This is a genomic window from Pseudomonas sp. FP2335 (genome assembly GCF_030687535.1).
Classification (GTDB): Bacteria; Pseudomonadota; Gammaproteobacteria; order Pseudomonadales; family Pseudomonadaceae; genus Aquipseudomonas.
This window is the reverse complement of sequence record NZ_CP117437.1, coordinates 2,135,464-2,162,166: the sequence shown is the minus strand read 5'-3', so window position 1 is coordinate 2,162,166 and position 26,703 is coordinate 2,135,464. Positions and strand designations below refer to the sequence as shown.

25 protein-coding genes are annotated in these 26,703 nt (G+C 61.3%); 16 read left to right on the top strand and 9 right to left on the bottom strand.

The features are described from left to right. The first annotated feature begins 44 nt into the window (after positions 1–44). A complete protein-coding gene (locus PSH81_RS09760; RefSeq protein WP_226456056.1) occupies positions 45–317 on the top strand; it encodes a DUF1652 domain-containing protein in 273 nt (90 codons plus the stop codon). On the opposite strand, the gene PSH81_RS09755 is transcribed toward PSH81_RS09760, so the two are convergent. Further along, on the bottom strand, positions 280–1,473 hold the full coding sequence (locus PSH81_RS09755) for an MFS transporter (protein ID WP_305392397.1): 1,194 nt from the start codon (positions 1,471–1,473) through the stop codon (positions 280–282). The two genes, PSH81_RS09760 and PSH81_RS09755, sit on opposite strands and share 38 nt — an antisense overlap. A 76-nt stretch (positions 1,474–1,549) precedes the next feature. Then, positions 1,550–1,858: an RcnB family protein gene (locus PSH81_RS09750; RefSeq protein ID WP_305392396.1), complete on the bottom strand. Its 309-nt coding sequence runs from the start codon at positions 1,856–1,858 to the stop codon at positions 1,550–1,552. A gap of 264 nt (positions 1,859–2,122) precedes the next feature. Here PSH81_RS09750 and PSH81_RS09745 point away from each other — a divergent pair, with 264 nt between their 5' ends. From PSH81_RS09745 to PSH81_RS09730, 4 genes are all read left to right on the top strand, one after another. Then, complete coding sequence (locus PSH81_RS09745) at positions 2,123–2,680, top strand: helix-turn-helix domain-containing protein (RefSeq protein ID WP_192300370.1); 558 nt, start codon at positions 2,123–2,125, stop codon at positions 2,678–2,680. Between the two features lie 11 nt (positions 2,681–2,691). Then, positions 2,692–4,038, top strand: coding sequence for a glutamine synthetase family protein (locus PSH81_RS09740; RefSeq protein WP_305392395.1), 1,347 nt, complete (start codon positions 2,692–2,694; stop codon positions 4,036–4,038). A 20-nt stretch (positions 4,039–4,058) separates the two neighbouring features. Continuing rightward, the gene (locus PSH81_RS09735; protein WP_305392394.1) at positions 4,059–5,159 is read left to right on the top strand and encodes a DNA alkylation repair protein; all 1,101 of its coding nucleotides are present in this window, start codon (positions 4,059–4,061) and stop codon (positions 5,157–5,159) included. Positions 5,160–5,306: 147 nt separating this feature from the next. Further along, positions 5,307–7,166, top strand: coding sequence for a DUF3857 domain-containing transglutaminase family protein (locus PSH81_RS09730; RefSeq protein WP_305392393.1), 1,860 nt, complete (start codon positions 5,307–5,309; stop codon positions 7,164–7,166). A gap of 276 nt (positions 7,167–7,442) precedes the next feature. On the opposite strand, the gene PSH81_RS09725 is transcribed toward PSH81_RS09730, so the two are convergent. After that, entirely contained in the window at positions 7,443–8,336 is an 894-nt protein-coding gene (locus tag PSH81_RS09725; protein ID WP_226456065.1) for a LysR family transcriptional regulator, read from the bottom strand. A gap of 130 nt (positions 8,337–8,466) precedes the next feature. Between PSH81_RS09725 and PSH81_RS09720 the strand changes: the two genes are divergently transcribed. The 6 genes from PSH81_RS09720 to PSH81_RS09695 all read left to right on the top strand — a co-directional run bounded on the left by PSH81_RS09720 (position 8,467) and on the right by PSH81_RS09695 (position 16,483). Then, complete coding sequence (locus PSH81_RS09720) at positions 8,467–10,113, top strand: GMC family oxidoreductase (protein ID WP_305392392.1); 1,647 nt, start codon at positions 8,467–8,469, stop codon at positions 10,111–10,113. 65 nt (positions 10,114–10,178) lie between these two features. Beyond that, positions 10,179–11,801, top strand: coding sequence for an MFS transporter (locus PSH81_RS09715; protein ID WP_226456067.1), 1,623 nt, complete (start codon positions 10,179–10,181; stop codon positions 11,799–11,801). 242 nt (positions 11,802–12,043) lie between these two features. Further along, positions 12,044–13,993: a DNA topoisomerase III gene (locus tag PSH81_RS09710; RefSeq protein ID WP_226456068.1), complete on the top strand. Its 1,950-nt coding sequence runs from the start codon at positions 12,044–12,046 to the stop codon at positions 13,991–13,993. Positions 13,994–14,125: 132 nt separating this feature from the next. Then, entirely contained in the window at positions 14,126–14,566 is a 441-nt protein-coding gene (locus PSH81_RS09705; protein WP_024074507.1) for a CBS domain-containing protein, read from the top strand. Between the two features lie 8 nt (positions 14,567–14,574). After that, the gene (locus PSH81_RS09700) at positions 14,575–15,420 is read left to right on the top strand and encodes an NAD-dependent protein deacetylase (RefSeq protein ID WP_305392391.1); all 846 of its coding nucleotides are present in this window, start codon (positions 14,575–14,577) and stop codon (positions 15,418–15,420) included. Between the two features lie 733 nt (positions 15,421–16,153). After that, positions 16,154–16,483: a hypothetical protein gene (locus tag PSH81_RS09695; protein WP_226456070.1), complete on the top strand. Its 330-nt coding sequence runs from the start codon at positions 16,154–16,156 to the stop codon at positions 16,481–16,483. A gap of 125 nt (positions 16,484–16,608) precedes the next feature. On the opposite strand, the gene PSH81_RS09690 is transcribed toward PSH81_RS09695, so the two are convergent. Then, positions 16,609–17,511 (bottom strand): LysR family transcriptional regulator, encoded by a 903-nt coding sequence (locus PSH81_RS09690; protein WP_192300357.1) that lies wholly within the window; start codon positions 17,509–17,511, stop codon positions 16,609–16,611. A gap of 133 nt (positions 17,512–17,644) precedes the next feature. On the opposite strand from PSH81_RS09690, the gene PSH81_RS09685 reads away from it, so the two are divergent. The 3 genes from PSH81_RS09685 to PSH81_RS09675 are packed head-to-tail and all read left to right on the top strand — an operon-like array spanning position 17,645 to position 20,230. After that, the gene (locus PSH81_RS09685) at positions 17,645–18,343 is read left to right on the top strand and encodes a CoA transferase subunit A (RefSeq protein WP_192300356.1); all 699 of its coding nucleotides are present in this window, start codon (positions 17,645–17,647) and stop codon (positions 18,341–18,343) included. 34 nt (positions 18,344–18,377) lie between these two features. Beyond that, entirely contained in the window at positions 18,378–19,037 is a 660-nt protein-coding gene (locus PSH81_RS09680; RefSeq protein ID WP_305392390.1) for a CoA transferase subunit B, read from the top strand. A gap of 11 nt (positions 19,038–19,048) precedes the next feature. Beyond that, positions 19,049–20,230 carry an acetyl-CoA C-acetyltransferase gene (locus PSH81_RS09675; protein ID WP_305392389.1) on the top strand — a complete coding sequence of 394 codons (1,182 nt, stop codon included), beginning with the start codon at positions 19,049–19,051 and terminating at the stop codon, positions 20,228–20,230. A 507-nt stretch (positions 20,231–20,737) separates the two neighbouring features. On the opposite strand, the gene PSH81_RS09670 is transcribed toward PSH81_RS09675, so the two are convergent. Continuing rightward, complete coding sequence (locus PSH81_RS09670) at positions 20,738–21,160, bottom strand: PaaI family thioesterase (protein ID WP_192300353.1); 423 nt, start codon at positions 21,158–21,160, stop codon at positions 20,738–20,740. A 157-nt stretch (positions 21,161–21,317) separates the two neighbouring features. On the opposite strand from PSH81_RS09670, the gene PSH81_RS09665 reads away from it, so the two are divergent. Continuing rightward, complete coding sequence (locus tag PSH81_RS09665) at positions 21,318–22,103, top strand: DUF4349 domain-containing protein (protein WP_226456071.1); 786 nt, start codon at positions 21,318–21,320, stop codon at positions 22,101–22,103. Here PSH81_RS09665 and PSH81_RS09660 read toward each other — a convergent pair whose 3' ends face one another. Next, the gene (locus tag PSH81_RS09660; RefSeq protein WP_226456072.1) at positions 22,104–23,189 is read right to left on the bottom strand and encodes a DUF1615 domain-containing protein; all 1,086 of its coding nucleotides are present in this window, start codon (positions 23,187–23,189) and stop codon (positions 22,104–22,106) included. Positions 23,190–23,330: 141 nt separating this feature from the next. Between PSH81_RS09660 and PSH81_RS09655 the strand changes: the two genes are divergently transcribed. Then, positions 23,331–23,945, top strand: a complete 615-nt coding sequence (locus PSH81_RS09655) for a LysE family translocator (RefSeq protein ID WP_226456073.1) — start codon at positions 23,331–23,333, stop codon at positions 23,943–23,945. 109 nt (positions 23,946–24,054) lie between these two features. Here PSH81_RS09655 and hemB read toward each other — a convergent pair whose 3' ends face one another. The 3 genes from hemB to PSH81_RS09640 form a co-directional block, all read right to left on the bottom strand. After that, positions 24,055–25,029, bottom strand: a complete 975-nt coding sequence (hemB, locus tag PSH81_RS09650; RefSeq protein WP_192300349.1) for a porphobilinogen synthase — start codon at positions 25,027–25,029, stop codon at positions 24,055–24,057. Between the two features lie 115 nt (positions 25,030–25,144). Next, positions 25,145–25,987 carry a PhzF family phenazine biosynthesis protein gene (locus PSH81_RS09645; RefSeq protein WP_305392388.1) on the bottom strand — a complete coding sequence of 281 codons (843 nt, stop codon included), beginning with the start codon at positions 25,985–25,987 and terminating at the stop codon, positions 25,145–25,147. Positions 25,988–25,990: 3 nt separating this feature from the next. Further along, positions 25,991–26,689 (bottom strand): glutathione S-transferase N-terminal domain-containing protein, encoded by a 699-nt coding sequence (locus PSH81_RS09640; protein ID WP_226456075.1) that lies wholly within the window; start codon positions 26,687–26,689, stop codon positions 25,991–25,993. Positions 26,690–26,703: the final 14 nt, after the last annotated feature.

The window sequence follows — 26,703 nt, the reverse complement described above, 5'->3', positions numbered from 1 at the left end:
CCATAACCTTCAAGACATCGAACTTATGTCTTGAAGGAACCAGCATGTTTACCCTCGCCCAACTGCGCAACTGCATCGAAGAAGGCCTGTCGCCGCTGACATGCGAGTTCACCCTGTGCCGGGATGCCTCCTTGACCCTCAAGGTATTTGACGCTGATACCGGCCGGGTGGACCTGGTGGTGACAGGGATCAGCACCAACCGGCTGCAGACCCCGCACGAAGTGGAAAAGATGGTCGAAGAGTTGCGCTACGAATTGCAAAGCAACAATGTCGGCAAGCTCACGCTGAAGGACTGGCCTTCAACGACGAACCAATGAAATAGAACACCCCACCCGCGACGATAAACGCCCCGAGCATGTAGAACATGGCGTGGGCCGGCAGGTTGGCCAGCACCAGCCCACACAACACCGGCCCCAGGGCGGCGCCCAGGTTGGACAGGTTCTGCGCGCCGTAGTACATGCCGCGCAGGTGGTCCGGGGCGATGCGGTCGATAAACATATATTCGGCCGGAAACACGATGATCTCCCCCACCGTGAACACCGCCATCGCCAACACCCACCACAGCACGCTGGTGGACAGCGCAAAGCCGATCAGCCCCAGCATGAACATGCTCAAGCCGAAAATCAGCCACTGGCTCAGGTGGCGGTGGGAAATGCGCCGACCAATCACGTACTGCAAGGCAATCACCAGCACGGCGTTGGTAGTAAGGACGGCGCTGATCACGGTGTAGGTGTATTCGGCCGAGGTCGTGGTCACCAGGTATTGCGACAAGTAGGCCGTGAATTGTCCAAACACCACCGCGCTGAGCAAACCGCCGACGGTAAAGCACACCAGGCGATGATCCCTCAACAGCACACGCCCGACGGCAAGGAATGACACAGGCTTGTGTGTCGCGTCGACGGTGGTCAACGTGCGATCGCCCCAGCGCCAGTACAGCAGGAAGAACCCCGCCCCCAGCAGCGCCGACAGGATGAACGGCAGGCTGATGTCCAGCTTGGCCACCACCGCACCGAACGCCGGCCCGACGGCATAGCCGATGTTGGTCAGGGTGTACTTGATCGAGAACACCTCGCTGCGCGCGTCTTCAGGCAACAGGCTGGCGAAACCGGCCTTCACGGCGATGTCGATGACCGCGTAAGCGAGGTTGATCAGGATCAGGCAGCTATAGAACACCCAGATATTCTGCGCGAGGACCGTGCCGATAAAGCCCAGCACGAACAGTACGCTCAGGCAGAGCAACAGCCGGTAACTGTTGATGCGGTCGACGAGAAAACCACCGTACACGCTGAGCAATGAACCGACGATCAATGAACTGCCGATCACCAGGCCGACCTGGGTGATGTCCAGGGAGAAATGGCTGGTAAGGTAAATCACAAGGTAGGGAAAGGTAATTGCCTTGGCCAGCGTCAGCATCAATGTGGCGGACAACAACAGGTTCACGGTGCGGGGGTAGTTTCTTATTGTGGCAAGCATCCTGCTCTCTTTCCTTGAAGGTAACGCGGCCTTTTCAGCCGCCTACCTTAACGCAAGAATCGGGACAACAGGCAGGTCATTTTTTGACGGGCGTGATCTCAAGGATGGTGCCGTTGGTGGTCTTGAGCAGCACGAATTTATCCTTCACCCGCGCCCATTGGCTGTCGGCTTCAGGCTGCTTGAGGCCGCGCTTTTTCCAATCGCTGACAGCGGATTCCTTGCGCATCAGGATGTCTGGGGCTCGATCGCCTTCTTTCAGATCACGGGTGTTGATATTCGAAGGTTGCACGGTTTCCTGGGGGGTGTCTGCGGCTTGCACGACGAAGCTCGTGCCTGACAGGCTGGTTGCAACAAACAGGCAGGCGGCTAGGCATTTGGCTTTCATGGGTGCTCCTTCAATGAATGATGCGTACCCAGATTCCGACCGCTGCCACGCAGGATCATTCAACCCATATTTCATACCTGTGGTTTGCCTTTATAGCCCGCATGCATCTTTTGCAAAGGGTGCTCGGTGGGTGTCTTGGGGCTGCCGCGCAGCCCAGCGGGAGCAAGCTCCCTCGCCACAAGGTCCTCACCTTGGTCCCATCCGGCCATTGCCCTCGTGAAATAAATCCTGTAATTTTTCATGAAATTTATAGAAATAAATTTCATGACCCCACAAGAAGAACTTGCCACCCTCGCCGCGCTGATCCACGACCTGCGCAAGCACAAGAAACTCACCCTCGCCCAGCTCGCACAAAAAATCGAGCGCTCTGTGGGTTTCCTGTCCCAGGTCGAACGCGGCCTGTCGCGCCCCACCGTGGCCGACTTGACGGCCATCAGCCACGCCCTCGACGTGCCCACCACCTACTTCTACAGCCAGCCAAAACCCAAGGCGGTGGACTGGATCACTCGCCCCAACGAGCGGCGCACGGTGTATTACGCCAATGGCATCACCGACATCCTCGTTTCGCCGAGCATGAACGGTGCCTTTTCGATGCTCGACAGCCTACTGGCACCTGGTGCCAACAGCGGCGAACAAACCATGAGCGATCGCGCCGAACAGGCCGGTTTTGTACTGGAAGGCGAGCTTACGCTGTGGGTCGAAGGTGAAAACGACTGCGTCACTCTCGGCCCCGGCGACAGCTTCCACCTGGCCAGTTTCGCCCATTGCCGCTACGCCAACCTGACCGACCTGCCCGCCCGCGTGCTGTGGGTTTACAACTAGGAGCTGCACCCGTGAAAAGCCATTCCTCTGCGTTGCTGGCCGAAGTACGGAGCTTTCGTCAGAACCATCCCGATGTGCGTTACGTCGACCTGATTGCCCTGGACATTCCCGGGCATTTCTACGGCAAGCGCTACCCGGTGGAGATGCTGGAAAAAGTTGCCGCCGGCAGCCCATTGAAGCTGCCGCAGAACGCTGTGCTGCTGGGGGTCCAGGGTGGGCTGTTCAAGATTGGCGACTACTGCTTCAACGACGGCGACCCGGACGCCAACCGGCGCCTGGTGCCCGGCACGCTCAAGCCGGTGAGCTGGGAATCACAGCCCTTGGGGCAGATGCTGATCACCTCGGATGGCACCGATGCGCCCATCGAATTCGAACCCCGCGAGGTACTGGCCAAGGTATTGGAGCGTCTGCATCACAAGGGCATTCACCCGGTGGTGGCGTTCGAATTGGAGTTCTACCTGTTCGATAAAAAACTCGCCGACGGCCTGCCGCAATTCGCCCGCGACCCGCTGAGCGATGACGCCGACGACCAGCCCAACCTGCATATCGAACGGCTGTCGCGTTTCAGCGAGGTGCTCGACGACATGGCGCAAACCGCCAAGGACCAGGGCATCGACATCACCGTGATTACCGCCGAGCTGGGCCCCGGCCAGTTCGAGATCAACTTCGGCCACCTCGACGACGGCCTGCGCGCCGCCGACTGGGCCGCCCTGTTCAGCCGCAGCACCCGCGGGGTGGCGCTCAAACACGGGTACCGCGCCAGCTTCATGGCCAAGCCATACCTGCAATACCCCGGCAGCGGCATGCATGTGCACGTCAGCCTGTATGACGGCGCCGGCAATAACCTGCTGGCGGCGCACCAGCAACAACCGCTGCGCCACGCGGTGGCGGGCTGCCTGGAGTTGCTGCCGCACTGCATGCCGATCTTCTCGCCCAACCACAACGCCTTCCGCCGCCTGGGCGGCACAGTCAACGCGGCGACCCGTGCCAGCTGGGGTTTCGAAGACCGCGACGCGTGCGTGCGCATCCCCGACTCCGATCCACGCAACCTGCGCATCGAACACCGCCTGGCCAGCGCCGACGCCAACCCGTATCTGGTACTCGCGGCGATCCTGGCAGGTTTGGAACATGGCCTTGAAACCCAGCGCGAGCCCTTCGCCCCACTCAACGAAGACCGCAACAGCGGCGCCGACTTCCCCCTGGAAATGCTCGAGGCCGTACGCGCCATGAGGCACCAACCGGTATTGCGCGATAAGCTGGGCGCCGAATTTGTCGACGTGTACTGCGAGAACAAACGCCAGGACCACTTGGCTTTTCAGCAAGAGATCCATGCGCGGGAATACCGCTGGTTTCTCTAACCCCTCTGATGGAATCACCGATGACCGAGCAAAGCGCCCCAGCCCTCAAGGAAATCTTCAACGTCGAGCGCCTGCAACACATCGCCAGCGAAATGACGGCGGTGTACCCGGCATTCGACGCCAAGGGTTTCCTCACGCACGCCACGGCCGGGCTGGCCGAGTTGTCGGTGTTGCAACGCATGGCGCGGGTCAGCGAAAGCCTGCATGCGGTAATCCCACTGGCGTACCCGCAAACCCTTGAACTGCTCTACGCCCTGGCACCGCGCCTGAACAGCAGTTTCGTCAGCCTGTTCCTGCCGCACTTCGTGGCCAGCTACGGGCAGGATGACTTCAAGCGCTCCATGGCCGCACTCAAGTATTTCACTACCTTTGGCTCCTCCGAATTCGGTATCCGCCAGTTCCTGCTGCGCGACTTCCCGCGCACCCTCGCAGTGATGCAAACCTGGTCGCAGGACGCCAACGAGCACGTACGCCGCCTCGCCAGCGAAGGCTCGCGCCCGCGCCTGCCCTGGTCGTTCCGCCTGGCCGAAGTCCAGGCCAACCCTGAACGCTGCGCGTCGATCCTCGACAACCTCAAGGCCGACCCCAGCCTGTACGTGCGCAAATCGGTGGCCAACCACCTCAACGACATCACAAAAGACCACCCCGACTGGGTACTCACGCTGATCGAAGGCTGGTCGCTGGACAACCCCCACACCGCCTGGATCGCCCGCCACGCCCTGCGCAGCCTGATCAAACAAGGCAACACCCGTGCGCTGACGCTCATGGGCGCCGGGGCGAAAGCCGAGGTGAAGCTGCACCAACTGAGGTTGACCCCCGCGGTGATCAACCTGGGTGAGCGGATCAACCTGTCGTTCAGCCTGGAATCCACCGCCGACACCGCGCAGAAACTGGTGGTGGACTACGCCATCGACTACGTGAAAAGTGCGGGGCACAGCGCAAAAAAGGTGTTCAAGCTCAAGGCGTTCACCTTGGGCGCGGGTGAACAGCACAGCCTTCGGCGCGAGCAACATATCCGGGAGCTGACCACTCGCAAGCACTATCCCGGCAAACACGCAGTCCACATATTGGTCAATGGCGAGAAGCTCGCCAGTGCCGAGTTCGAATTGCTAAAACCCTGACGATGGTCAAACGCAAGGCTCTAGAACGGGCCTTTCAGCAACATTGGTTGTCGAACAATCCTGGCCTTCCCCGTTGCGATCCATTATCATCCGGCGCCTTCTCGCTACCTGCCAGGTAGCTGTTTCAATGTGTCACCCGAGGCGCCCATGTACCGTTTTTTGTTTCACCGCCCTTTGATTGCCATCAGTCTGGGGCTTGTTACCCCAGCCGTTTTTGCCGCATTGCAACCCTTGGCCGAAGCCCCGCTGTCCAGCGACACTGAGCTGCATTGCCACTTCAATCGTGACGCCAGCACCGACTGCACCACCACTTACCAGTACACCATTCTCAAGCCCAGCGGTCGCGAGATGCTCTCGCGGATCGACTTCGATTACTCCGAAGGCGATACCTTCGAAGTACTCGGCGCGCAATCCACCCAGCCCGGTGCCAAGCCGGTCGCCCTGGCGGACACGCAGATCGATACGCGCACCGCGCCCAACCCGGACCAGGGTTTCAGTCGCGACAAGCAGACCTCCCTGGCCTTCCCCAACCTGCGCGTTGGCACTCAGATTCGCTACACCGTGCGCGAGCATCACCCCGCCAAGCCGCTGATGACGCAGTTTCATTACGCCCTCAAGTTCGGCCCCAGCGCGGCCCGGCGCGACCACTTCAAGGCACGCTTTACTGCCGAGCGGCCGATCCAGTGGCGCAGTGAAGGGTTCGACGGTTTCCAGGTGACGCCATCAGCCAACGGCAAGACCCTGGACGTGGTGCAAAAAGCCCCGACTTTTCTGAACTACATCAACGAATCCCCCAACGCTGCGCTGCTGCACATCCCACGCATCGAGGTGGGCAGCGCCCTGGAACGCCAGGCGTATTTCGGCGATCTGGGCCAGCGCTACAACCAGATCCTCGGAGCCAACCTGCCGCCGCAAAGCGCCGCTGCCGTCGCCGCCGTGCGCAACCTGGCGCCGGCCGAGCAGGTTGCCCGGTTGATGCAGCACATCAACGATCACTATCGTTACCTCGGCGACTGGCGCGCCACGGAACGCGGTTATGTGCCGTTTAACCTGGCAGAAATCGAGCAGCATGGGTATGGCGACTGTAAAGACCTGGCGATCCTGTTGACCGCCCTGCTCAAGGCCAGCGGCATTCACGCCGAAACCGCCTGGGTCAGCCGCGGTGATCTGGCCGAGTCGTTGCTGATCCCCGGCACCCACGCGCCAAACCACGCCATCGTGCGCGCCCAGGTGGACGGCCAGGTCTGGTGGCTGGACCCGACCAACCCGGTGTTTGCCCCATGCCAGACCATGCCCGACCTCCAGGACCGCTGGGTGCTGGTCAATGACGCCCAGGGCCAGGTGCGCGAGGAACATATCCCGTTGGAACGTGCCGAAACCACCCTGCGCCTGAATAAACAGGTGCACTACGACCAGCAGGGCAACGCCACGATTCAAGCAACCCTCGCCTTCAGTCGCCTGCCGCTGATGCAACTGAGTGTCGCCGACCGCCAGCAAGGCGCCACCGCCACCGACCAGAACATCTGCGCCAACTTCGGCCACGAGATCAGCGACTGCCGCGTCTCCCGCGCAGCCACAGGTTTTGTCGTACACGACGGGTATAGCATCACGGCCAACATGAGCGACCAGCGTGCCCTGGAAAAACTGGGGAACGACTACGTCTACTCCGATGAGTCGCTCAAAGGCCGCTGGGATACCTTCATCGACTACCGCCGCCAGGGGCAGCAAGCCGACCTGGACCAGGGCAATCCGCAAACGAATGACTACACCATTACCCTGAGCGGCGGGCAGATGGAAAAGACCATTCCCGGCTGCCAGGTACGCTCGCCGTGGTACGACCTGGATCTGGAAGGCAAGCGCGAGGATGGCGTCTTGCGCTATCACTATCGCCTGAGCCAGAAAATGCGCTGGCTGACCCACGATGAAATTGTCAGCGCGGCGTTTGGGAAGATGGTCGACGATGCACGGGCCTGTGCGGAGCAGGTGCATCAGGTGGTGAAACTCTAAACCTTCCTGACACACCAAAATCAAACTGTGGGAGATTCTATGGTTGAGAGGCAGCATATCCGCCAACAGTGCCGCCGCCTTCGCAGCCTCGCTAAAGCTCGACACAGGGGATTGGCAGTGCCTGGGCGATCTCCAGCCGAGCGCTGACAGCCCAGCAACACCGATCACCTGTGGGAGCGGGCTTGCCCGCGAAAGCGGAGTGTCAGTCAGTAGATGTGTGACTGATTCACCGCATTCGCGAGCAAACCCGCCCCCACAGGTTTAATCCGGTTTCAGTCAGTTGGTTTCGCCGAGCAGCAACCCTTGCTCCCGCGCGCACAACTCCACCACGTAATCCCACAACACCCGCAGGCGCACCGACTTGTGCAGCTCCCGGCGCGAACTGATCCAGTAGCTGCGCTGGATGTTCTCTGCCGGCAACAACGGCACCAGGTCCGGGTCGCCAGCCGCCATGAAACACGGCAACACGGCGATCCCCAGCCCCGAACGCGCCGCCTGGTGCTGGGCGATCACACTGGTGCTGTGAAACACCACCTTGGGGTTGCGGCAGAAGCTGCTGAGGAATTTCAGCTCCTGGCTGAACAGCAAGTCGTCCACATAGTCGATCCACGCGTGCGCCGCGAGATCTTCACGCTTTTCAATCGGCGGACTGCGGTCCAGGTACGCGCGACTGGCGTAGAGGGCCAGGCGATAGTCGGTGAGTTTGCGCGTGACCAGTTGATCGACACTGGGGCGTTCCAGGTGGATGCTGATCTCCGCTTCACGGTTGAGGATGCTGACAAAGCGCGGCACGGCCACCAGCTCCACTTCCAATCCAGGGTAGCGATCAAACAACCCTCCCATGCGACTGGCGAGGAACATCACCCCCAGGCCTTCGGCGACGCCCAAGCGGATCTTGCCCAACGGCGCAGCGCTATGGGTGAGTTCGTCTTCGGCCAGCAGCGCGACGTTCTCCATGGCTTCGGCGTGCTTGAGCAGCGCTTCGCCGGCTGGCGTCAGCTCGTAGCCCTGGGCGTGTTGCACAAACAACGCGGTGCCGAGGCTCTTCTCGATGGCCTCGATATGCCGGGCGACGGTGGCGTGGGTGGTTTTCAGGCGCTGTGCAGCGGTGATCAGGCGGCCACTGCGTTGCAACTCGAGAAAATAGCGCAGGTCATTCCAGTCGAACATGACACCTCCATTGCATCAGCCTGGGCGGCGCTGTTTAAAAACGCACAGCAGCTGGGTAAAAACTAACATTTTTAAGACGAAAACTAACAACTAGGATGGGGGTAATAAGAAAAACAAGCGAGCCCTTCAGATGCCCACTGCAACTGCTGAATTCGACTACATCGTCGTCGGCGCCGGCCCCGCTGGCTGCCTGCTGGCCAATCGTCTGTCCGCCAACCCCGCCCACCGCGTGCTGTTGCTCGAAGCCGGTGGCCGCGACAACTATCCCTGGATCCACATCCCCGTCGGCTACCTGTTCTGCATCGGCAACCCGCGCACCGACTGGTGTTTCAAGACCGAAGTCCAGGAAGGCCTGCAAGGCCGTGCATTGAGTTATCCACGGGGCAAGGTGTTGGGTGGCTGCTCGTCGATCAATGGCATGATCTACATGCGTGGCCAGGCCCAGGATTACGACGGTTGGGCGGCGGCAGGCAACCCGGGCTGGGCGTGGGACGAGGTGTTGCCGCTGTTCAAGAAAAGCGAAAACCATTTTGCCGGCAGCTCGCCATTTCACAGCGATGGCGGTGAATGGCGTGTCGAACAACAGCGCTTGCACTGGCCGATCCTCGATGCGTTCCGCGATGCAGCGGCGCAAAGCGGCATCGCCAACACCAACGATTTCAACACGGGTGACAACGAAGGTTGCGGCTACTTCCAGGTCAACCAGAAGGCCGGTGTGCGCTGGAATGCGGCCAAGGCGTTTCTCAAGCCGATCCGCCAGCGGCCCAATCTCACGGTGCTGACCGGCGTGGAAGTCGATCGCGTGCTCCTGGAAAACGGCCGCGCCTCGCAAGTGGTCGGCCGCCAGCTGGGCCAGTCGTTGAACTGGAAGGCACGCAAGGAAATCGTGTTGTGCGCCGGCTCAGTCGGTTCGCCAGGCATTTTGCAGCGTTCGGGGATTGGTCCTTCCAACGTGCTCAAGCCGCTGGGCATCAACCTGCTGCATGAATTGCCCGGCGTCGGCGGCAACCTGCAGGATCACCTGCAACTGCGCCTGATCTACAAACTGGAAAACGCCCGCACCCTCAACCAGATCGCCGGTTCCGTGTGGGGCAAGATGGGCATGGGCCTGCGCTACCTGTATGACCGCAGCGGCCCACTGTCGATGGCGCCCAGCCAACTCGGCGCGTTTGCCCGCTCGAGCCCGGAGCAGACCTCGGCCAACCTTGAATACCATGTGCAACCGCTGTCCCTGGAGCGCTTTGGCGAACCGTTGCACGGGTTCCCGGCGTTTACCGCCTCGGTCTGCGACCTGCGTCCGCAAAGCCGTGGCCGTGTGGACATCCGCTCGGCCAACCCGGCAGATGCGCCGCTGATCCGGCCCAATTACCTCAGCCATCCGCAAGACCTGCGGGTGGCTGCCGATGCGATCCGCCTGACCCGCCGCATCGTCGCCGCGCCGGCCCTGCGCCCGTTCAAGCCGGTGGAATACCTGCCCGGCGACGCACTGCAAACCGAGGACGAACTGCACGAAGCCGCCGCGCGGATCGGCACCACCATCTTCCATCCGGTGGGCACCTGCCGCATGGGCAACGATCCGGATGCCGTGGTCGACGCCCAACTGCGCGTGCATGGCGTACCCGGCCTGCGCATCGCCGATGCCTCGATCATGCCGCGCATCACGTCCGGCAATACCTGTTCACCCACGCTGATGATCGCGGAAAAAGCCGCACAGCTGATCCTTTCGCCGAATACAAGGAGCCTTGCCCCGGAGAGAGAACTGGTCCATGCAATCTGAATAGCGGCGCCACACCTGGCGCCGACAGTGGAACAACAATAAATAATCACTGTGAGGGCTACCCGATGTCAGAACATGTTCAAACCCTGGGCTCGGCGGCAGACGCGAGCACCGGTAACGATTCCAAGAAGGTCATCTTCGCCTCGTCCCTGGGGACGGTGTTCGAGTGGTATGACTTTTTCCTTTACGGCGCCCTTGCGGCGGTGATCAGCAAGCAGTTCTTTGCCGGGGTCAACGACACCACGGCCTTCATCTTTGCCTTGATGGCCTTTGCGGCCGGCTTTGTGGTGCGGCCGTTCGGCGCACTGGTGTTCGGTCGCCTGGGCGACATGATCGGGCGCAAATACACGTTCCTGGTGACCATCATCTTGATGGGCGTGGCGACGTTCTGCGTGGGCTTGTTGCCGACCTATGCGAGCATCGGCATTGCGGCGCCGATCATCCTGATCGTGCTGCGCATGCTGCAAGGCCTGGCACTGGGCGGCGAATACGGCGGCGCGGCGACCTATGTGGCCGAGCATGCCCCGGCGGGCAAGCGCGGCTTTCATACCAGCTGGATTCAATCCACCGCGACCATCGGCCTGTTGCTGTCGCTGCTGGTGGTACTGGCCTGCCGTTACTTCACCGGCGACCAGTTCGAAGTGTGGGGCTGGCGTATTCCGTTCCTGTTTTCCATCGTACTGCTGGGCATTTCCACCTGGATTCGCATGAGCCTGCACGAGTCACCGGCGTTTCTGAAAATGAAAGAGGAAGGCAAGGCGAGCAAATCGCCGATCCGTGAGTCGTTCGGCAAGTGGGAAAACCTCAAGGTGGTGCTGATCGCACTGTTCAGTATCAACGGCGGCCAGGCGGTGACCTTCTACGCGGCGCAGTTCTATGTGCTGTTCTTCCTCACCCAGTTCCTGAAAATGGACCCGGCCCTGGCCAACATGTTGTTGATCATCAGCGTGGTGATTGGCGCACCGTTCTTTATCTTCTTCGGCTGGCTGTCGGACAAGGTGGGGCGCAAGCCCGTGCTGATGCTCGGCCTGCTGCTGGCGACCGCGCTGTACTTCCCGATCTTCAAGAGCCTGGCGCACTACACCAACCCGGCCATGGACCAGGCCAGCCAACAGGCACCAATCACCGTGCTGGCCGACCCGGCCACCTGCACCTTCCAGTTCGACCCGGTGGGCAAGGCCAAATTCGACAGCCCATGCGACAAGGTCAAGACCTTCCTCGTCAAGCAGGGCCTGCCCTACAGCAGCGCCGCCGCCCCGGCCGGCAGCCCGGTGCAGGTCAGCATCGGCGAAGTGCGCATCGACGGTTTTGACGAAGCGGCCCTGCGTGGCGCGGTGACCCTGGCGGGCTACCCGAGTTCGGCGGACGTGGCCCAGGTCAACAAAACCATGGTGGTGGTGCTGATCGTCGCGCTGATCCTGATCGCGGCCATGTGCTACGGCCCGCTGGCGGCGTTGATGGTGGAACTGTTCCCGACGCGCATCCGCTACACCTCGATGTCCCTGCCCTACCACATCGGCAACGGTTGGTTTGGCGGGTTCCTGCCGACCGTGTCGTTTGCGTTGGTGGTGTACACCGGGGATATTTTCTACGGCCTGTGGTATCCGGTGGTGGTGACCGGGGTGAGCCTAGTGGTGGGGATGATCTGCCTCAAGGAAACCCGGCACGTGGACATCGACAATAACTGAGGGCCCCCTGAACACGGGAGATTCCCCGTGGGAGCGGGCTTGTGTGGGAGCGGGCTTGCCCGCGAAAGCAGTGGATCAGTCAAACATGTATTGGCTGACACGCCGCCTTCGCGAGCAAGCCCGCTCCCACATTTGTTTTGCGGTGACCACACAAATTGCTGTACATCCATACAGATAATGGTTGATCAATGCCCGCTGACTGAGCATCCTGCACAGCATCAACCTGATCTGATGTGATGACCATGCGGCTGTACCTCTGTGAAAAACCCTCCCAGGCCAAGGACATCGCGGCCGTGCTCGGCGCCAGTCGTCGCGGCGACGGTTGCTGGCTGGGCAATGGGGTCACGGTCACCTGGTGCATCGGCCACCTGCTGGAAACCGCCCCACCCGATGCCTACGACGAAAAGTACAAGCGCTGGGTGCTGGCCGATCTGCCGATCGTTCCGGAAAAATGGAAGATGCGGGTCAAGCCCAAGACCGCCAGCCAGTTCAAGGCGGTCAAGCGCCTGCTGGGGGAAGCCCAGGAACTGGTGATCGCCACCGACGCCGACCGTGAAGGCGAGATGATCGCCCGTGAACTGGTGGAGCACTGCCGCTATCGCGGGCCGATCCAGCGCCTGTGGCTGTCGGCGCTGGACGACGCATCCATCCGCAAGGCCCTCGCCGCACTCAAGCCCGGTGCCGAGACCTTCAGCCTCTATCACTCGGCCCTTGGTCGTTCCCGCGCCGACTGGCTGATCGGCATGAACATGAGTCGCTTGTTTACCCTGCTCGGGCGTCAGTCCGGCTATCAAGGCGTATTGCCCGTGGGCCGCGTGCAGACTCCGACCTTGCGCCTGGTGGTGGACCGCGACCGCAGCATCGCCGACTTCGTGCCGGTGGCGTACTGGGCCATCGATGTCGACCTGCGACACGCACACATGACCTTTACCGCCCAATGGCGCGCCGCCGAAGATGCCTGTGATGACCAGGGCCGCTGCCTCAACCTGCCATTGGCACAGGAGGCCGCCGCTGGCATGCGCAACGCCGCCAGCGCACGACTGGTCAAGTTGCGCACCGAGCGCATGCGCGACGTGGCGCCCCTGCCCTTCGATCTGGGCACCCTGCAGGAAATCTGTTCGAAAAAACTCGGCCTCGGCGCCCAGGAAACCCTGGACATCGCCCAGTCGCTGTACGAAACCCACAAGGTCATCACCTACCCCCGCAGCGACTGCGGCTACCTGCCGCTGAGCCAGCACAGCGACGCGCCGAAAATTCTCGCGGCGCTGGGCCGTGCAGATGCGGCAGTGAATGAACTGATGCCCCATCTCGACCCGCAACGCCGCTCCCGGGCGTGGAACGACGCCAAGGTCAGCGCCCACCACGGCATCATTCCCACCGGCGCGGGCAAGGATGTCGGGCAACTCACCGGCAAGTACCGTGCGGTGTACACCTTGATTCGCGCACGTTACCTGGCGCAGTTCCTGCCCAACCATGAATACGATCGCACCCAGGCCGACTTCGACTGCGCAGGGCAAGCGTTGCGGGCGGTGGGCAAGGTTGTGATCGAACCGGGCTGGAAGCGCGCCCTGCCGGAAGCTCTGGCGCCGGCAAAGGGACGCGACGTTGCGACACCCCAAGCCTTGCCGCCATTGGTTCAGGGCCAGGATTACGCGGTGGACAAGGTCAACCTCAAGGACCTGTGGACCCAGCCCCCCAAACCCTTTACCGAAGGCGACCTGATCAAGGCGATGAAAAACGTCGCCAAGCTGGTGCAAGACCCGCTCCTCAAGCAAAAGCTCAAGGACACCACTGGCATCGGCACCGAAGCGACCCGTGCCGGGATTATCCAGGGCTTGCTGGACCGTGGTTACCTGGTGAAAAACGGCAAGGCCCTCTCGGCCACCCCGGCGGCATTCAGCCTGATCGACGCCGTGCCCCGCGCCATCGCCGACCCCGGCACCACCGCGATCTGGGAGCAGGCCCTGGACATGGTGCAAAGCGGCGAGATGAGCCTGGAAGAATTCGTCGCCAAACAAGCGGCCTGGATGAGCAAACAGGTGGCACGTTGCAACGGCCTGCGCATGACCATCAGCGGCCCGGCGAGCCCGGCAGGCCGAGGGGCTGCCCCCTGGAAAAAGAAGCGAAAGAGCGCTCCACGCAAGACCGCGGCGGGCCCCAAGCGCGGCAAAAAACCGACAAATGCCGGGTAAAACGGGAAAAAAACCGGTGAATGACGTTTTTCGACGGGTTTAACGCCGCTTTGGACCTTGCTCCAGCGTGAGCCGTCTAGGATTCTGTAGGGGACCCGCTGACTTCCAAACAACAACACCGGAGTGGCCGCCATGAAAACCGTTGCACAAGTGCTCAAAGCCAAGGACCAGAAAAACCAGGAAGTCCATGTCATCAAACACGACCACACCGTGTTTGAAGCGCTGGTCCGCATGTCGGAGAAAAACGTCGGGGCCTTGCCGGTCGTCAAGGATGGCGTAGTGGTAGGCATCATCAGCGAACGGGACTACGCGCGCAAAATCATGCTCAAGGGCCTGTCGTCGGTCACCACGAAGGTCCACGAGGTGATGAGCTCTCCGGTGATCACCGTCGACACCCATAAAAAGGTCGATGAGTGCATGAATATCATGACCGACAGTCACCTGCGCCACCTGCCCGTGGTCGAAGACGGCAAACTGCTTGGGCTGCTGTCCATCGGCGACCTGGTGAAAGAAGCCATTGCCGACCAGGCTGATCTGATCAAGCAGCTGGAGCAATACATCCGCGGCGAATAGGCGACCCCATGCTCGATAGCCTTGAACATCAGGAAGACCACCTAGAGACCCTGCACCGGGCCATGGCGCAACGGCGCTTTCTGGTACTGACCGGTGCAGGGATCAGCACGTCTTCGGGAATTCCCGATTATCGCGACAGCGAGGGTGTGCGCCGAGGCAGGGCGCCGATGATGTACCAGGAGTTCCTCGCCACCACGCAAGCCCGCCGCCGTTATTGGGCACGGGCGATGCTGGGTTGGCCGAAGGTGCGAATCGCCCAGCCGAACGCGGCCCATCGGGCGCTGGCAACTCTGCAACAACGCCAGCGCATCAGCGGGTTGGTCACACAAAACGTCGACACCCTGCATGACCAGGCCGGCAGTCATGACGTGATCGAACTGCACGGCAGCCTGCACCGCGTGCTATGCCTGGACTGCCAACAGCGCAGCGAGCGCGACGTGATCCAGCAATTGATGGAGACCGAGAACCCCTACCTGGCCGGCGTCGACGCCGTGCAAGCCCCCGATGGTGACACGCTGCTTGATCCGGCGTTCGAGGAGCGCTTCCAGTTACCCCGCTGCCCCCATTGCACCGGTCAACGCTTGAAACCGGATGTGGTGTTCTTCGGCGAGAACGTCGCCCAAACCACGGCCGCCAAGGCAATGGCGGCCGTGGTGGATGCCGAGGGCTTGCTGGTGGTGGGCTCATCGCTGATGGCGTACTCGGCGTTTCGTCTGTGCAAGGCGATGGTGGAGCAAGGCAAGCCGGTGATAGCGATCAACCTGGGCAAGACGCGTGGGGATGAGTTGTTGCAGGTAAAGATCGAGGCATCGTGCGAGCGGTTGTTGCCGTTGCTTGTTGAGCGCTTGAGATAGCAACACCACCACCTGTTTCAACTATGGAGCTGGCTTGTGTGGGAGCTGGCTTGCCTGGGATAGCGGTATTTCAGTTACAGATGTATCAACTGGCTGACCGCTTTCGCGGGCAAGCCCGCTCCCACAGGTGATTGGTGTTGATGGATAGTGAGTGTTCGGCTGGAGCTGTCGAGCTTTAGCGAAGCTGCGAAGGCGGCGGCACTGTTGGTAGAGGTGTTGCGCCGCAACCCTAGAATCTCCCACAGGGGGTTTGTGTCGAGTGGACCATCCTGGACCCAAGACCACCTACACCAAAAAATGACGCCCAAGTCACATTTCCACGCATCTCCCCGTGTCCACGATGATTTATGTAGTGATCAAAAATAATCACTACATAACCGTTGACGTAACCTTTTTGTCCTTGCATTATCGAGACGTCTCCCGGATCGGGAGCGTTGGCAACAGGTGTTTTGAAAGAGCTCGTCTGACCGCCGAGCTGTTTTTTCCGGATGTGCACTGCCCACAAGGCAGATTGATGAAGCTGACCGGCCCGCAAGGATCGGTACAAGGAGCTCAAACGCTGCTTGTCTTCGTTATGAAACCATTGCGTAGCAGTTCATCAGCAAAACTACATGCATCAGGTTCAAGACCCTGCCCGTATTCGGCAGACAGACGCTGACGCCCGGTTTTCGGAACCGGAGACAACTAACGACGTATCAATTGATAGATCGCCAACTGGTCAAGGGGCTTACACATGAATCTGAACAACCAACCAACTATCGATGAATTGGCTGAGATGTTCGCAGCGCAGAAAGACACTCTCGACGACCATGTCCTGTGGATTGGCAAGTCGGGCGAAGTGCAACTTGACTGCCTGGCGCCCAATACCCAAGAAGCCGATTTTGACCGTAATAACCGTGAGTTGGCAGCGCGCTTGAAGGTATACCGCCGCGGCCAGGGTTATGTCGGCAAGAAGGCTGCGGCTGATCGCAACTTTATCGAGCAAGTATTCGACACACTTAATAATGCTTGGGCGGCCGTCAAGGACAGCTCGCAAGTTAAAGTGATTGATCGCTACTACTAGAAAGTAACTCGCGCACTACTGTGGGAGCTGGTTTGCCTGCGATAACGGTTTAAACTTCAACACTGTTGTTGAATGTTAAATAGCTATCGCAGGCAAGCCAGCTCCCACACTTGTTTGCGGTGTATTCAGAAAGTTGGAAACCGCCCCTTCGCCGCTTCATCGCGAAAAATATCAAACAGCACTTGCGCCGCCGCCGACAGTTCATGCCCCGGCTTGGTCAGCACGCCAATCGGCCGTTCAATCACCGGATCGTTCAAGGTGATGCAATGGGCGCCCGCCTCCTCCATTTGCCGCGCACACAATGCAGGCACGGCGCTGACGCCCAAACCGCTCGCCACCATCTTGCCCACCGTCGCCAATTGATGGCTTTCCAGTGCTACCGGCAACTTCATCTGCAAGTCGCCCAGGTGTTCTTCCAGCATTACCCGAACCGTTGATGGCCGCTGCAATGTGATGAACGGCTGATCCAGCAGGGTTTTCCAGTCAATTTCGCTGCGCTTGGCCAACGGCGAATCGCCCGGCACCACCGCAATGAAGCGATCCAGATACAGCGGGGTAAACGCCAGTGACGAACCTTCAGCGGGCTCGAACGCCACGCCCAGTTCCACCTGGCGTTCGCGCACCATCTCCAGGACCTGTTCGTTGATCAAGTCATGCACCGTCACATTCACCTGAGGGTAACGCGCGCGGAATATCTTCAGGATCGGCGGCAGCAGGTTGCCGGCGAACGAAGGCATCGCGGCGACTGTCACGCGCCCGCGCTGCAGGGTAAAGCGCTGGCGCAGTTCGTCTTCGGCGTTGTCCCAGTCGGCAATCAACCGGCGAGCCAGGGGCAATAGGGATTCACCTTCAGGGGTCAGCGCGACGTTGCGGGTATTGCGGCTGAACAAGCGCCCACCCAGCCCTTCTTCGAGGCCCTTGATGGTCAGGCTCAGCGCCGATTGGGAAAGGTGCAGGCGCTCGCAGGCGGCGGCAAAACTCAGGCTCTGGGCCACGGCGAGAAAGGCCCGCATCTGTTTAACTGTCATAAGGCTACTCCGGACCACCGCTCGACTATGCAGTTTTTTAAATCAATCAACCTTAAAAAACAACTTAACAAATCAATCCAGCAGCGCAACACTCGGTTCATTGGCTGGCCCACAAACAATAAAAGAGGTGCATATGGCAGGTTTCGATAAACGCGTGGCGTCCTATGAAGAAGCGCTGGCAGGCTTGGAAGACGGCATGACCGTACTTGCCGGTGGTTTTGGCCTGTGTGGCATTCCGGAAAACCTCATCGCCGAAATCAAGCGCAAAGGCACCCGCGACCTGACTGTGGTTTCCAACAACTGCGGCGTCGACGGTTTTGGCCTGGGCGTACTGCTGGAACAAAAACAGATCCGCAAAGTGATCGCATCCTACGTCGGTGAAAACGCCCTGTTCGAAAAGCAGCTGCTCAGCGGCGAAATCGAAGTAGTGCTGACCCCCCAAGGCACCCTGGCGGAAAAAATGCGCGCAGGCGGCGCCGGCATCCCGGCCTTCTTTACCGCCACCGGCGTGGGCACTCCAGTCGCCGAAGGCAAGGAAACCCGCGAATTCAACGGCCGCCCGTACCTGATGGAAGAGTCCATCACCGGCGACTTCGCCATCGTCAAGGGCTGGAAAGCCGACCACTTCGGCAACGTCATCTATCGCCACACCGCCCAGAACTTCAACCCGCTGGCCGCCACCGCCGGCAAGATCACCGTGGTCGAAGTCGAAGAAATCGTCGAACCGGGCGAGTTGGACCCGGCGCAGATCCACACCCCTGGCATCTACGTCGACCGGATCATCTGCGGCACGTTCGAGAAACGCATCGAACAGCGCACCGTACGCAAATAATCCGCCTCCAGCCCGAACAATAAGGACTCATAAAATGGCTCTTACCCGCGAACAAATGGCTCAACGCGTCGCCCGCGAAATGCAGGACGGCTTCTACGTCAACCTCGGCATCGGCATCCCGACCCTGGTGGCCAACTACATCCCCGAAGGCATGGAAGTGATGCTGCAATCGGAAAACGGCCTGCTCGGCATGGGACCGTTTCCTACCGAAGACACCATCGATGCCGACATGATCAACGCCGGCAAACAGACCGTCACCGCACGCATCGGCGCGTCGATTTTCTCCTCTGCCGAATCCTTCGCGATGATCCGCGGCGGCCACGTCGACCTCACCGTGCTTGGCGCGTTTGAAGTGGACGTAGAGGGCAACATCGCCTCGTGGATGATCCCCGGCAAGATGGTCAAGGGCATGGGCGGCGCCATGGACCTGGTGGCCGGCGCAGAAAACATCATCGTGATCATGACCCATGCGTCCAAGGACGGTGAGTCCAAGCTGCTCAGCCGCTGCAGCCTGCCGCTGACCGGCGCGAACTGCATCAAGCGCGTACTGACGGACCTGGCGTACCTGGAAATCGAAAATGGCGCTTTTGTCCTCAAGGAACGCGCACCTGGCGTCAGCGTTGAAGAGATTGTGAGCAAGACCGCCGGTAAACTGATCGTCCCGGACCACGTTCCAGAAATGCAATTCCAGTGAGGACAGATCTCATGCAAGACGTCGTGATTGTTGCTGCCACCCGCACCGCCGTGGGCAGCTTCCAGGGTTCGCTGGCGAATATTCCGGCACCGGAACTGGGCGCCGCCGTGATCCGTCGCCTGCTGGAGCAGACCGGCCTCGACCCGGCCCTGGTCGATGAAGTGATCCTTGGCCAGGTGCTGACCGCAGGCTCAGGCCAGAACCCGGCGCGCCAGGCGTCGATCCTCGCCGGCCTGCCCCATGCGGTGCCGAGCCTGACCCTGAACAAGGTTTGCGGCTCCGGCCTCAAGGCCCTGCACCTGGGCGCGCAAGCCATTCGCTGCGGCGACGCCGAAGTGATCATCGCCGGCGGCATGGAGAACATGAGCCTGGCCCCCTACGTATTGCCCGCCGCGCGCACCGGCTTGCGCATGGGCCACGCGAAAATGGTCGACAGCATGATCAGCGACGGCCTGTGGGATGCGTTCAACGATTACCACATGGGCATCACTGCCGAGAACCTGGTGGACAAATACGGCATCAGCCGTGAAGCCCAGGACGCCTTCGCCGCAGCCTCCCAGCAAAAAGCCGTGGCGGCTATCGAGGCCGGACGTTTTGCCGACGAAATCACACCGATCCTGATCCCCCAGCGCAAGGGCGACCCGGTGGCCTTCGCCGTGGATGAACAGCCACGCGCCGGCACCACCGCCGAGTCCCTGGGCAAGCTCAAACCCGCGTTCAAGAAAGACGGCAGCGTCACCGCCGGCAACGCTTCGAGCCTCAACGACGGCGCTGCCGCGGTACTGCTGATGAGTGCCGACAAGGCCAAGGCCCTCGGCCTGCCGGTGTTGGCACGCATCGCCCGCTACGCCAATGCCGGCGTCGATCCGGCGATCATGGGTATCGGCCCGGTCTCGGCCACCCGCCGCTGCCTGGACAAAGCCGGCTGGAGCCTGGGCGACCTGGACCTGATCGAAGCCAACGAAGCCTTCGCTGCGCAAGCGCTGGCGGTGGGCAAAGAGCTGGAGTGGGATGCGGACAAGGTCAACGTCAACGGTGGCGCGATTGCCATCGGTCACCCGATTGGCGCTTCAGGTTGCCGTGTGCTGGTGACCCTGCTGCATGAAATGATCAAGCGCGATGCCAAGAAAGGTCTGGCGACGCTGTGCATCGGTGGTGGCCAAGGTGTGGCCCTGGCCCTCGAACGCAGCTGATTGGCAAGAGCAACATGGACAAGGCCCGGTTCCACGAAAACCGGGCCTTTTCTTTACCCGCTCTATCTGAATAAACACAGTCCCAGGGTGGAAGCTGTCGAGCCTTAGCGAGGCTGCGAAGGCGGCGGCACTGTTGGTAGAGGTTTTGGCTGAACCACCGCTTTCGCGGGCAAGCCCGCTCCCACAGGTGATCGGTGTTGGCGGGCTGTCAGTGTTCGGCTGGAGATCGCCCAGACACTGCCAATCCCCTGTGGGAGCTGTCGAGTTTCAGCGAGGCTGCGAAGACGGCGGCACTGTTGGTGGAGGTGTTGGCTGAACCACCGCCTTCGCGGGCAAGCCCGCTCCCACAGGTGATCGGTGTTGATGGATAGTGAGTGTTCGGCTGGAGATCGCCCAGGCACTGCCAATCCCCTGTGGGAGCTGTCGAGCTTTAGCGAGGCTGCGAAGGCGGCGGCACTGTTGGTAGCGGTGTTGCGCCGCACCCATAGAATCTCCCACATTTGATCTTTATTGCCTGTCGGATTGGGGCACCGCAAACACCGCATTCGCCCGCGCCACAACCTTGTCCCCCACCTGCAGGCTCACCGTGGCAAACGCCATCTGCCGCCCGCGCTTGTGATGCTCCAGCTTCACCACAATCCACTCTCCGACCTGCACCGCGCCCAGGTAATCCAAGGTCATGCTTGCGGTGATCAACGGTAACGGCGGCTCGCTGGAAAACGCCATCGCATAACCCATGCCGACATCCGCCAGAGTCGCCAGCACTCCGCCATGCACGGTGCCACGGCCATTGGCGTGACGATTATCGGCGCGCAGGCCGATCTCCAGTTGCAGGCCTTCGCCCCGGCAATACGCCGGCCCCAACAGATCGAGCAGCGGACTGCTGCGGGGCAGCGAGACAAAACCTTCGGGCACGGCGTGGGCGATCATGGCGATTCTTCCTTGGAGTCAGGCTTGAGGTGTACGCCAGACTCATGGCGACAGCCAGCACCATCAACGGTACAAATCCTCCACGATGCTTTGCGTTAATCCCCCAGACCCGCTTTAATCGCCGTCCAAATTTCCCCGCACCTCCCAAGGAACCGCAATGCGCCATCCGGACGGCAAAGCCACACCATTTTTCTTGATCTTGTTCGCAGGCTTGACCCTCGCCGGTTGCTCGCCCAAGGACCACTCCAGCGCCAGGACGATCAACGGTGAACAAAGCCAGGCCGGTGCACAACTGGCCTATGAACACGAGCTGACCCTGGCCCTGCCCGGCGCCCTGCTCGCGCCGCGCATGCAGGCCACGCGCGAGGCCTGCGAGACGGCACGTTTTGGCGCCTGCAATATCCTCGGCATCACCGAGGACGGTAACGGCGGCGAGATCATCCTGCGCATCGCGCCCACCGGCGTGGAGCCGATCGTCGCCATGGCTGCCGAAGGCGGCAAGCTCGGCCAACGCATCACCACCGCCGAAGACCTGGCCGATGCCGTCGCCGATGTACGCCGCCGCCAGGACCGCCTGCAAGCCCAGCAGCAGCGTCTCGACGAGTTGGCCAAGCGCAAGGACATCACCGTCAGTGACTTGATCGCCTTGAGCAAGGAACAGGCCTCCATCGAAAACGAGCTGCAGCAACTGGCGCAGATCGGCGCCAACCAGCAGCGCCGTCTCGACACCAACCGCGTGACCCTGAACTTCCGCTCCGCCGACGGCGCGAACCAGCCGTCACGCTTCAGTCGCATGTTCAGCAACCTCGGTGACAACCTGGTGAACGGCACCGCCGACGCCCTGGAACGCGCAAGCTATGTGCTGCCGTTTGTGATCCTGGCGTTCCCGGTGGTGTGGTTGTGGGTGTGGTTGTGGCGCCGGTTTATCAAGCGCCGCAGCTGATCAGCGCTGCATGCAACGCTGATAGCGCTCATCCACGCGCTTGGCGAACCACGCGGTGGTCAGGTTGCGGGTGATCTTCGGACTCTTGAGCACGATGCCCGGCAGGATCGCCCGTGGCATCGGCTTGCCGGCAGCCTTGTCGGCCAGCGCGAAAACGCGCTTGTAGAGGGTGGTGTCTTCAAAGTCCAACTGCTCACCCTGCTCCAACTGGCTGCGGATGCTCGGGTTACGCATGTCCAGCTTCGCGCCCAGTGAACGCACCGCCAGCTCGGTGGTGCCGGGCAGCAATGAGCCGTAGCGGATCAAATCCCCATCCAACGCCAGTTCGGTGCCAGAGACGCGGCTGACCGCCGCCTGGAATGCTGCGTTGCGGCTGGCGTACCACCCCGCGTTGAAGTCGGCGAAGCGGTACAGCGGCTGGTCGTAGTTCACCGGGTAGCCGAGCAGATGGGCAATGCCAAAGTACATGCCACCACGCCGGGTGAAGACTTCGCGTCGGATCGTACCGTCAACCGTGTAGGGATAACCCCGCGCCTGTTTCTGTGCAAAGTCGATGCTGACTTGCATGGGACCGGCGGTATGCACCGGGTTGAAGCCACCAAACAAGGTGTTGCCAAGGGGCACCATGCTGATGAAATCGTCAAAGATGCCGCTGAGGTCCTTCTCTGTGCGTGCGGCATTCAGGCGGTCGGCGTAGGACTTGCCGGTGGGCGAGCGCAACTGCAAGGCGCTGCGTACCACAAAGGCCGGCACATGGACTTTTCCGGCACGCCGCAGGATTTCATCCCCAGCGATCTTGCCCATGTTCGGCACAGGCGGGTCGACCTGATAGGTGGACTCCTGCTCGGTCACTGCCAGTACGGCGCAGATGTTCTCGGTGCTCGGGTAGATCTTCTGGGTGTCGAAGGCGGTGTAGATGTCCTGAGCCCAACCGTTGCGGTCCGCGAGTTGTGCAGGCAACAAGCGCACAATCTGCGCCTTCACCTCGGCTTCGCTGCGCGCCGGCTGTTGCGGGCCGCGCGAGGTGGAACAACCGGCCAGCACCAGCAATGGGGTGAGGCACAGGATCAGGCGGCGTAGGGACATGGGCGCTTCCTTGAATAACGGCGGGACCGGGTATATCGACCGGCAAGTGTAACCAGGGTTCGCGAACCTGACGCGCTCGCCAACCGGCGCCTATCGTGACAGGATCTGTCATCGACCATTCCTACAAGGAGTTTGAATGCCATGCTCAGCCTGAACTTCCTCGTCACGTGCCTGATTGTGGTGCTGATTCCCGGCACCGGGGTGATTTTTACCGTATCCACCGGCCTCACCGCCGGTAAACGCGCCAGCGTGTTCGCTGCGCTGGGCTGCACCGCCGGGATCATCCCGCACCTGCTGGCCTCGATTCTCGGCCTGTCCGCCCTGCTGCACACCAGTGCCCTGGCGTTCGACATGCTCAAGTATGCCGGCGTCGCCTACCTGCTGTATGTGGCCTATGCCACCTGGCGGGATCGCTCGGCGTTTGCCGTCAGTGACACGCCCACGGTCGCGAGTGCGCGCAGCCTGATGCTGCGCGCCTTCTTGATGAACATTCTGAATCCGAAGCTGACCATTTTCTTCCTGGCCTTTTTGCCGCAGTTCGTCGCGCCGGGCAGCACTTCACCTAGCGTGCAGCTGCTGGTACTGAGCGGCGTGTTCATGGCGATGACATTTGCGGTGTTCGTGGCGTATGGCCTGCTGGCCAATGTCTTTCGGCGCGCGGTGATCGAGTCGCCACGGGTGCAGAACTGGCTGCGTCGCAGTTTTGCGGCGGCCTTTGCGGGGTTGGGGTTGAATCTGGCGTTTGCGCAGCGCTGATAGGCAACACAAAACAATGTGGGAGCGGGCTTGCTCGCGAAAGCGGAGTGTCAGTCACTAGATCTTTTACTGAACCACTGCTTTCGCGAGCAAGCCCGCTCCCACATTTTTAGATCCCGGCCAGGGCCAGGTCCATCGCAAAGTAGGTGAAGATCAAATCCGCACCGGCCCGCTTGATCGAACCGAGGGTTTCGCGCACCACGCGAGCTTCATCAATCGCCCCCGCCTGGGCACCGAACTTGATCATCGCGTACTCACCACTCACCTGATACGCCGCCACCGGCAAGCGCGAGGCTTCGCGGATGTCGCGGATGATGTCGAGGTAGGCCCCGGCCGGCTTGACCATCAGCGCATCGGCGCCTTCCTGTTCATCCAGCAGCGATTCACGCACGGCTTCGCGGCGGTTCATCGGGTTCATCTGGTAGCTTTTGCGGTCGCCCTTGAGCGCACTGCCGCCGGCTTCGCGGAACGGGCCGTAGAGGGCCGAGGCGAATTTGGTCGAGTAGGCCATGATCGGGATGTGGGTGAAACCGGCGTCATCCAGGGCCCGGCGGATCGCCTGGACCTGCCCGTCCATCGCTGCCGACGGTGCGATCACATCGGCGCCAGCACGGGCGGCGGCTACGGCTTGTTTGCCGAGGTTGACCAGGGTCGCGTCGTTATCGACGTGGGCGCCGTGCATCACGCCGCAGTGGCCGTGGTCGGTGTATTCGCAGAAACAGGTGTCGGACATCACGATCATTTCCGGCACGGCGTCCTTGATGATCGAGGACATGCGCGAGACCAGGCCGCGCTCCTTCCACGTATCGCTGCCGCTGGCGTCCAGGTGGTGGGACACGCCAAAGGTCATCACCGACTTGATGCCGGCGCGGGCGTAGCGCTCGATCTCGGCGGCCAGTTTCTTCTCAGGGATACGCTGCACGCCGGGCATGCTGGTGATCGGCACGAAGTCGTCGATTTCTTCTTCGACGAAAATCGGCAGCACCAGATCGTTGAGGGTGAACTCGGTTTCCTGGAACAAGCCACGCAGCTCCGGGGAGCGGCGCAGGCGGCGTGGGCGGGCTTGGGGGAACTGGCTGGTCATGGCGGTCCTGAAATAGGGTGAAGGCTTTGGGGCGAAAGCTTATGCCCACCGGCATAGGCAACACAAACGCCGAGAGCCCAACAGTGTATTGCGAGGCCCGCAACAATTCATTGATCTAGAGCTGTAGACGCCCTTCAATGCACACCGCGACCGCACCGCCGACCCAGATGTCATCGCCCTGGCGTTCGACACGAATCCGCCCTGCACGCCCGAGGGCCGTGCCCTGACTGACCACATAACGCTCTGGCGCCAAGCCTTCGCCCAGCAGCCATTGAGCGATACCGGCATTCAAGCTGCCGGTGGCCGGGTCTTCCGGGGCGCCGTCTCCAGCGATAAAGCCGCGCACTTCAAACTGCGTGTCCACGTCGTCGCGCACCGGGTCGCAGGGGGCGATCACCCCCACCGCCAGACCGAGCAACTGCGAATAGTCCGGCTGCAAACTCAGCACTTGATCGCGATCAGCCAACATCAACGCCAGCCACCCAGCACCATTGTCGACCCACTGGCTGCGCACAACGGCTTCGGGACTCAAGCCCAACCCCAGGCACACTCGCTCCAGCACAGGCGATTGCACTGGACCGCAACGCAATAACGGCGGAGCAATAAACGCCAGCTCATCACCTTGGCGACGCACACGCACCAAGCCGATCTCGCACTCCTGGACGATGTCCTCGCCCTTGGGCACACCACCTGCTTGCAGCCACGCATGGCATGAGCCCAGCGTCGGGTGTCCGGCGAACGGCAGTTCCTGCACGGTGGTGAAAATTCGCACCCGGTAGTCGGCGAGAGGATCACGCGGTGTCAGCAAAAACGTGGTTTCACTGAGGTTGGTCCAATTGGCGAAATCGGCCATCTGCTGGTCCGTCAGGCTGTCAGCGCCAAGCACCACAGCCAGCGGGTTGCCCTTGAGGGGCACGTGGCTGAATACATCCAGTTGTTTGAAATCGAAAATCGGCATGCTTCAGCTCGGAATATTCAGGCCACGGATCACCGCCGGGCGGGCCACAAAGCCGTCCAGCGCGCGCAGTACGTTAGGGAAGTCGGCGATACCCACCAGGTCGCCTGATTCGTAGAAGCCGATCAGGTTGCGGATCCATGGGAAGGTCGCGATGTCGGCGATGCTGTAGTCGTCGCCCATGATCCAGGTGCGGCCCAGCAGGCGCTGCTCCAGCACCGCCAGCAAGCGTCGGGACTCGGCGGCGTAGCGGTCGCGCGGGCGTTTGTCCTCGTAGGCCTTGCCGGCAAACTTGTTGAAGAAGCCCAACTGGCCAAACATCGGCCCGATGCCGCCCATCTGGAACATCAGCCATTGCAGGGTTTCATAGCGGGTGGCCGGGTCCTCGGAGAGCAACTGGCTGGTTTTTTCCGCCAGGTAGATCAGGATCGCGCCGGACTCGAACAGCGCCAATGGCTGGCCGCCGGGGCCGTCGGGGTCGATGATCGCGGGGATCTTGTTGTTGGGGTTCAGGGACAGGAACTCGGGGGACAACTGGTCCTGGGTCTCGAAGCTGACCTTGTGCGCCTCATAGGGCAGGCCCAACTCCTCAAGCATGATCGAGACTTTTACCCCGTTGGGCGTAGGCAGCGAGTACAGTTGCAGGCGTTCGGGGTGTTGAGCGGGCCATTTGCTATTAATCGGGAAGCTGGCAAGCGAGTTCATCGGGAAATCCCCTG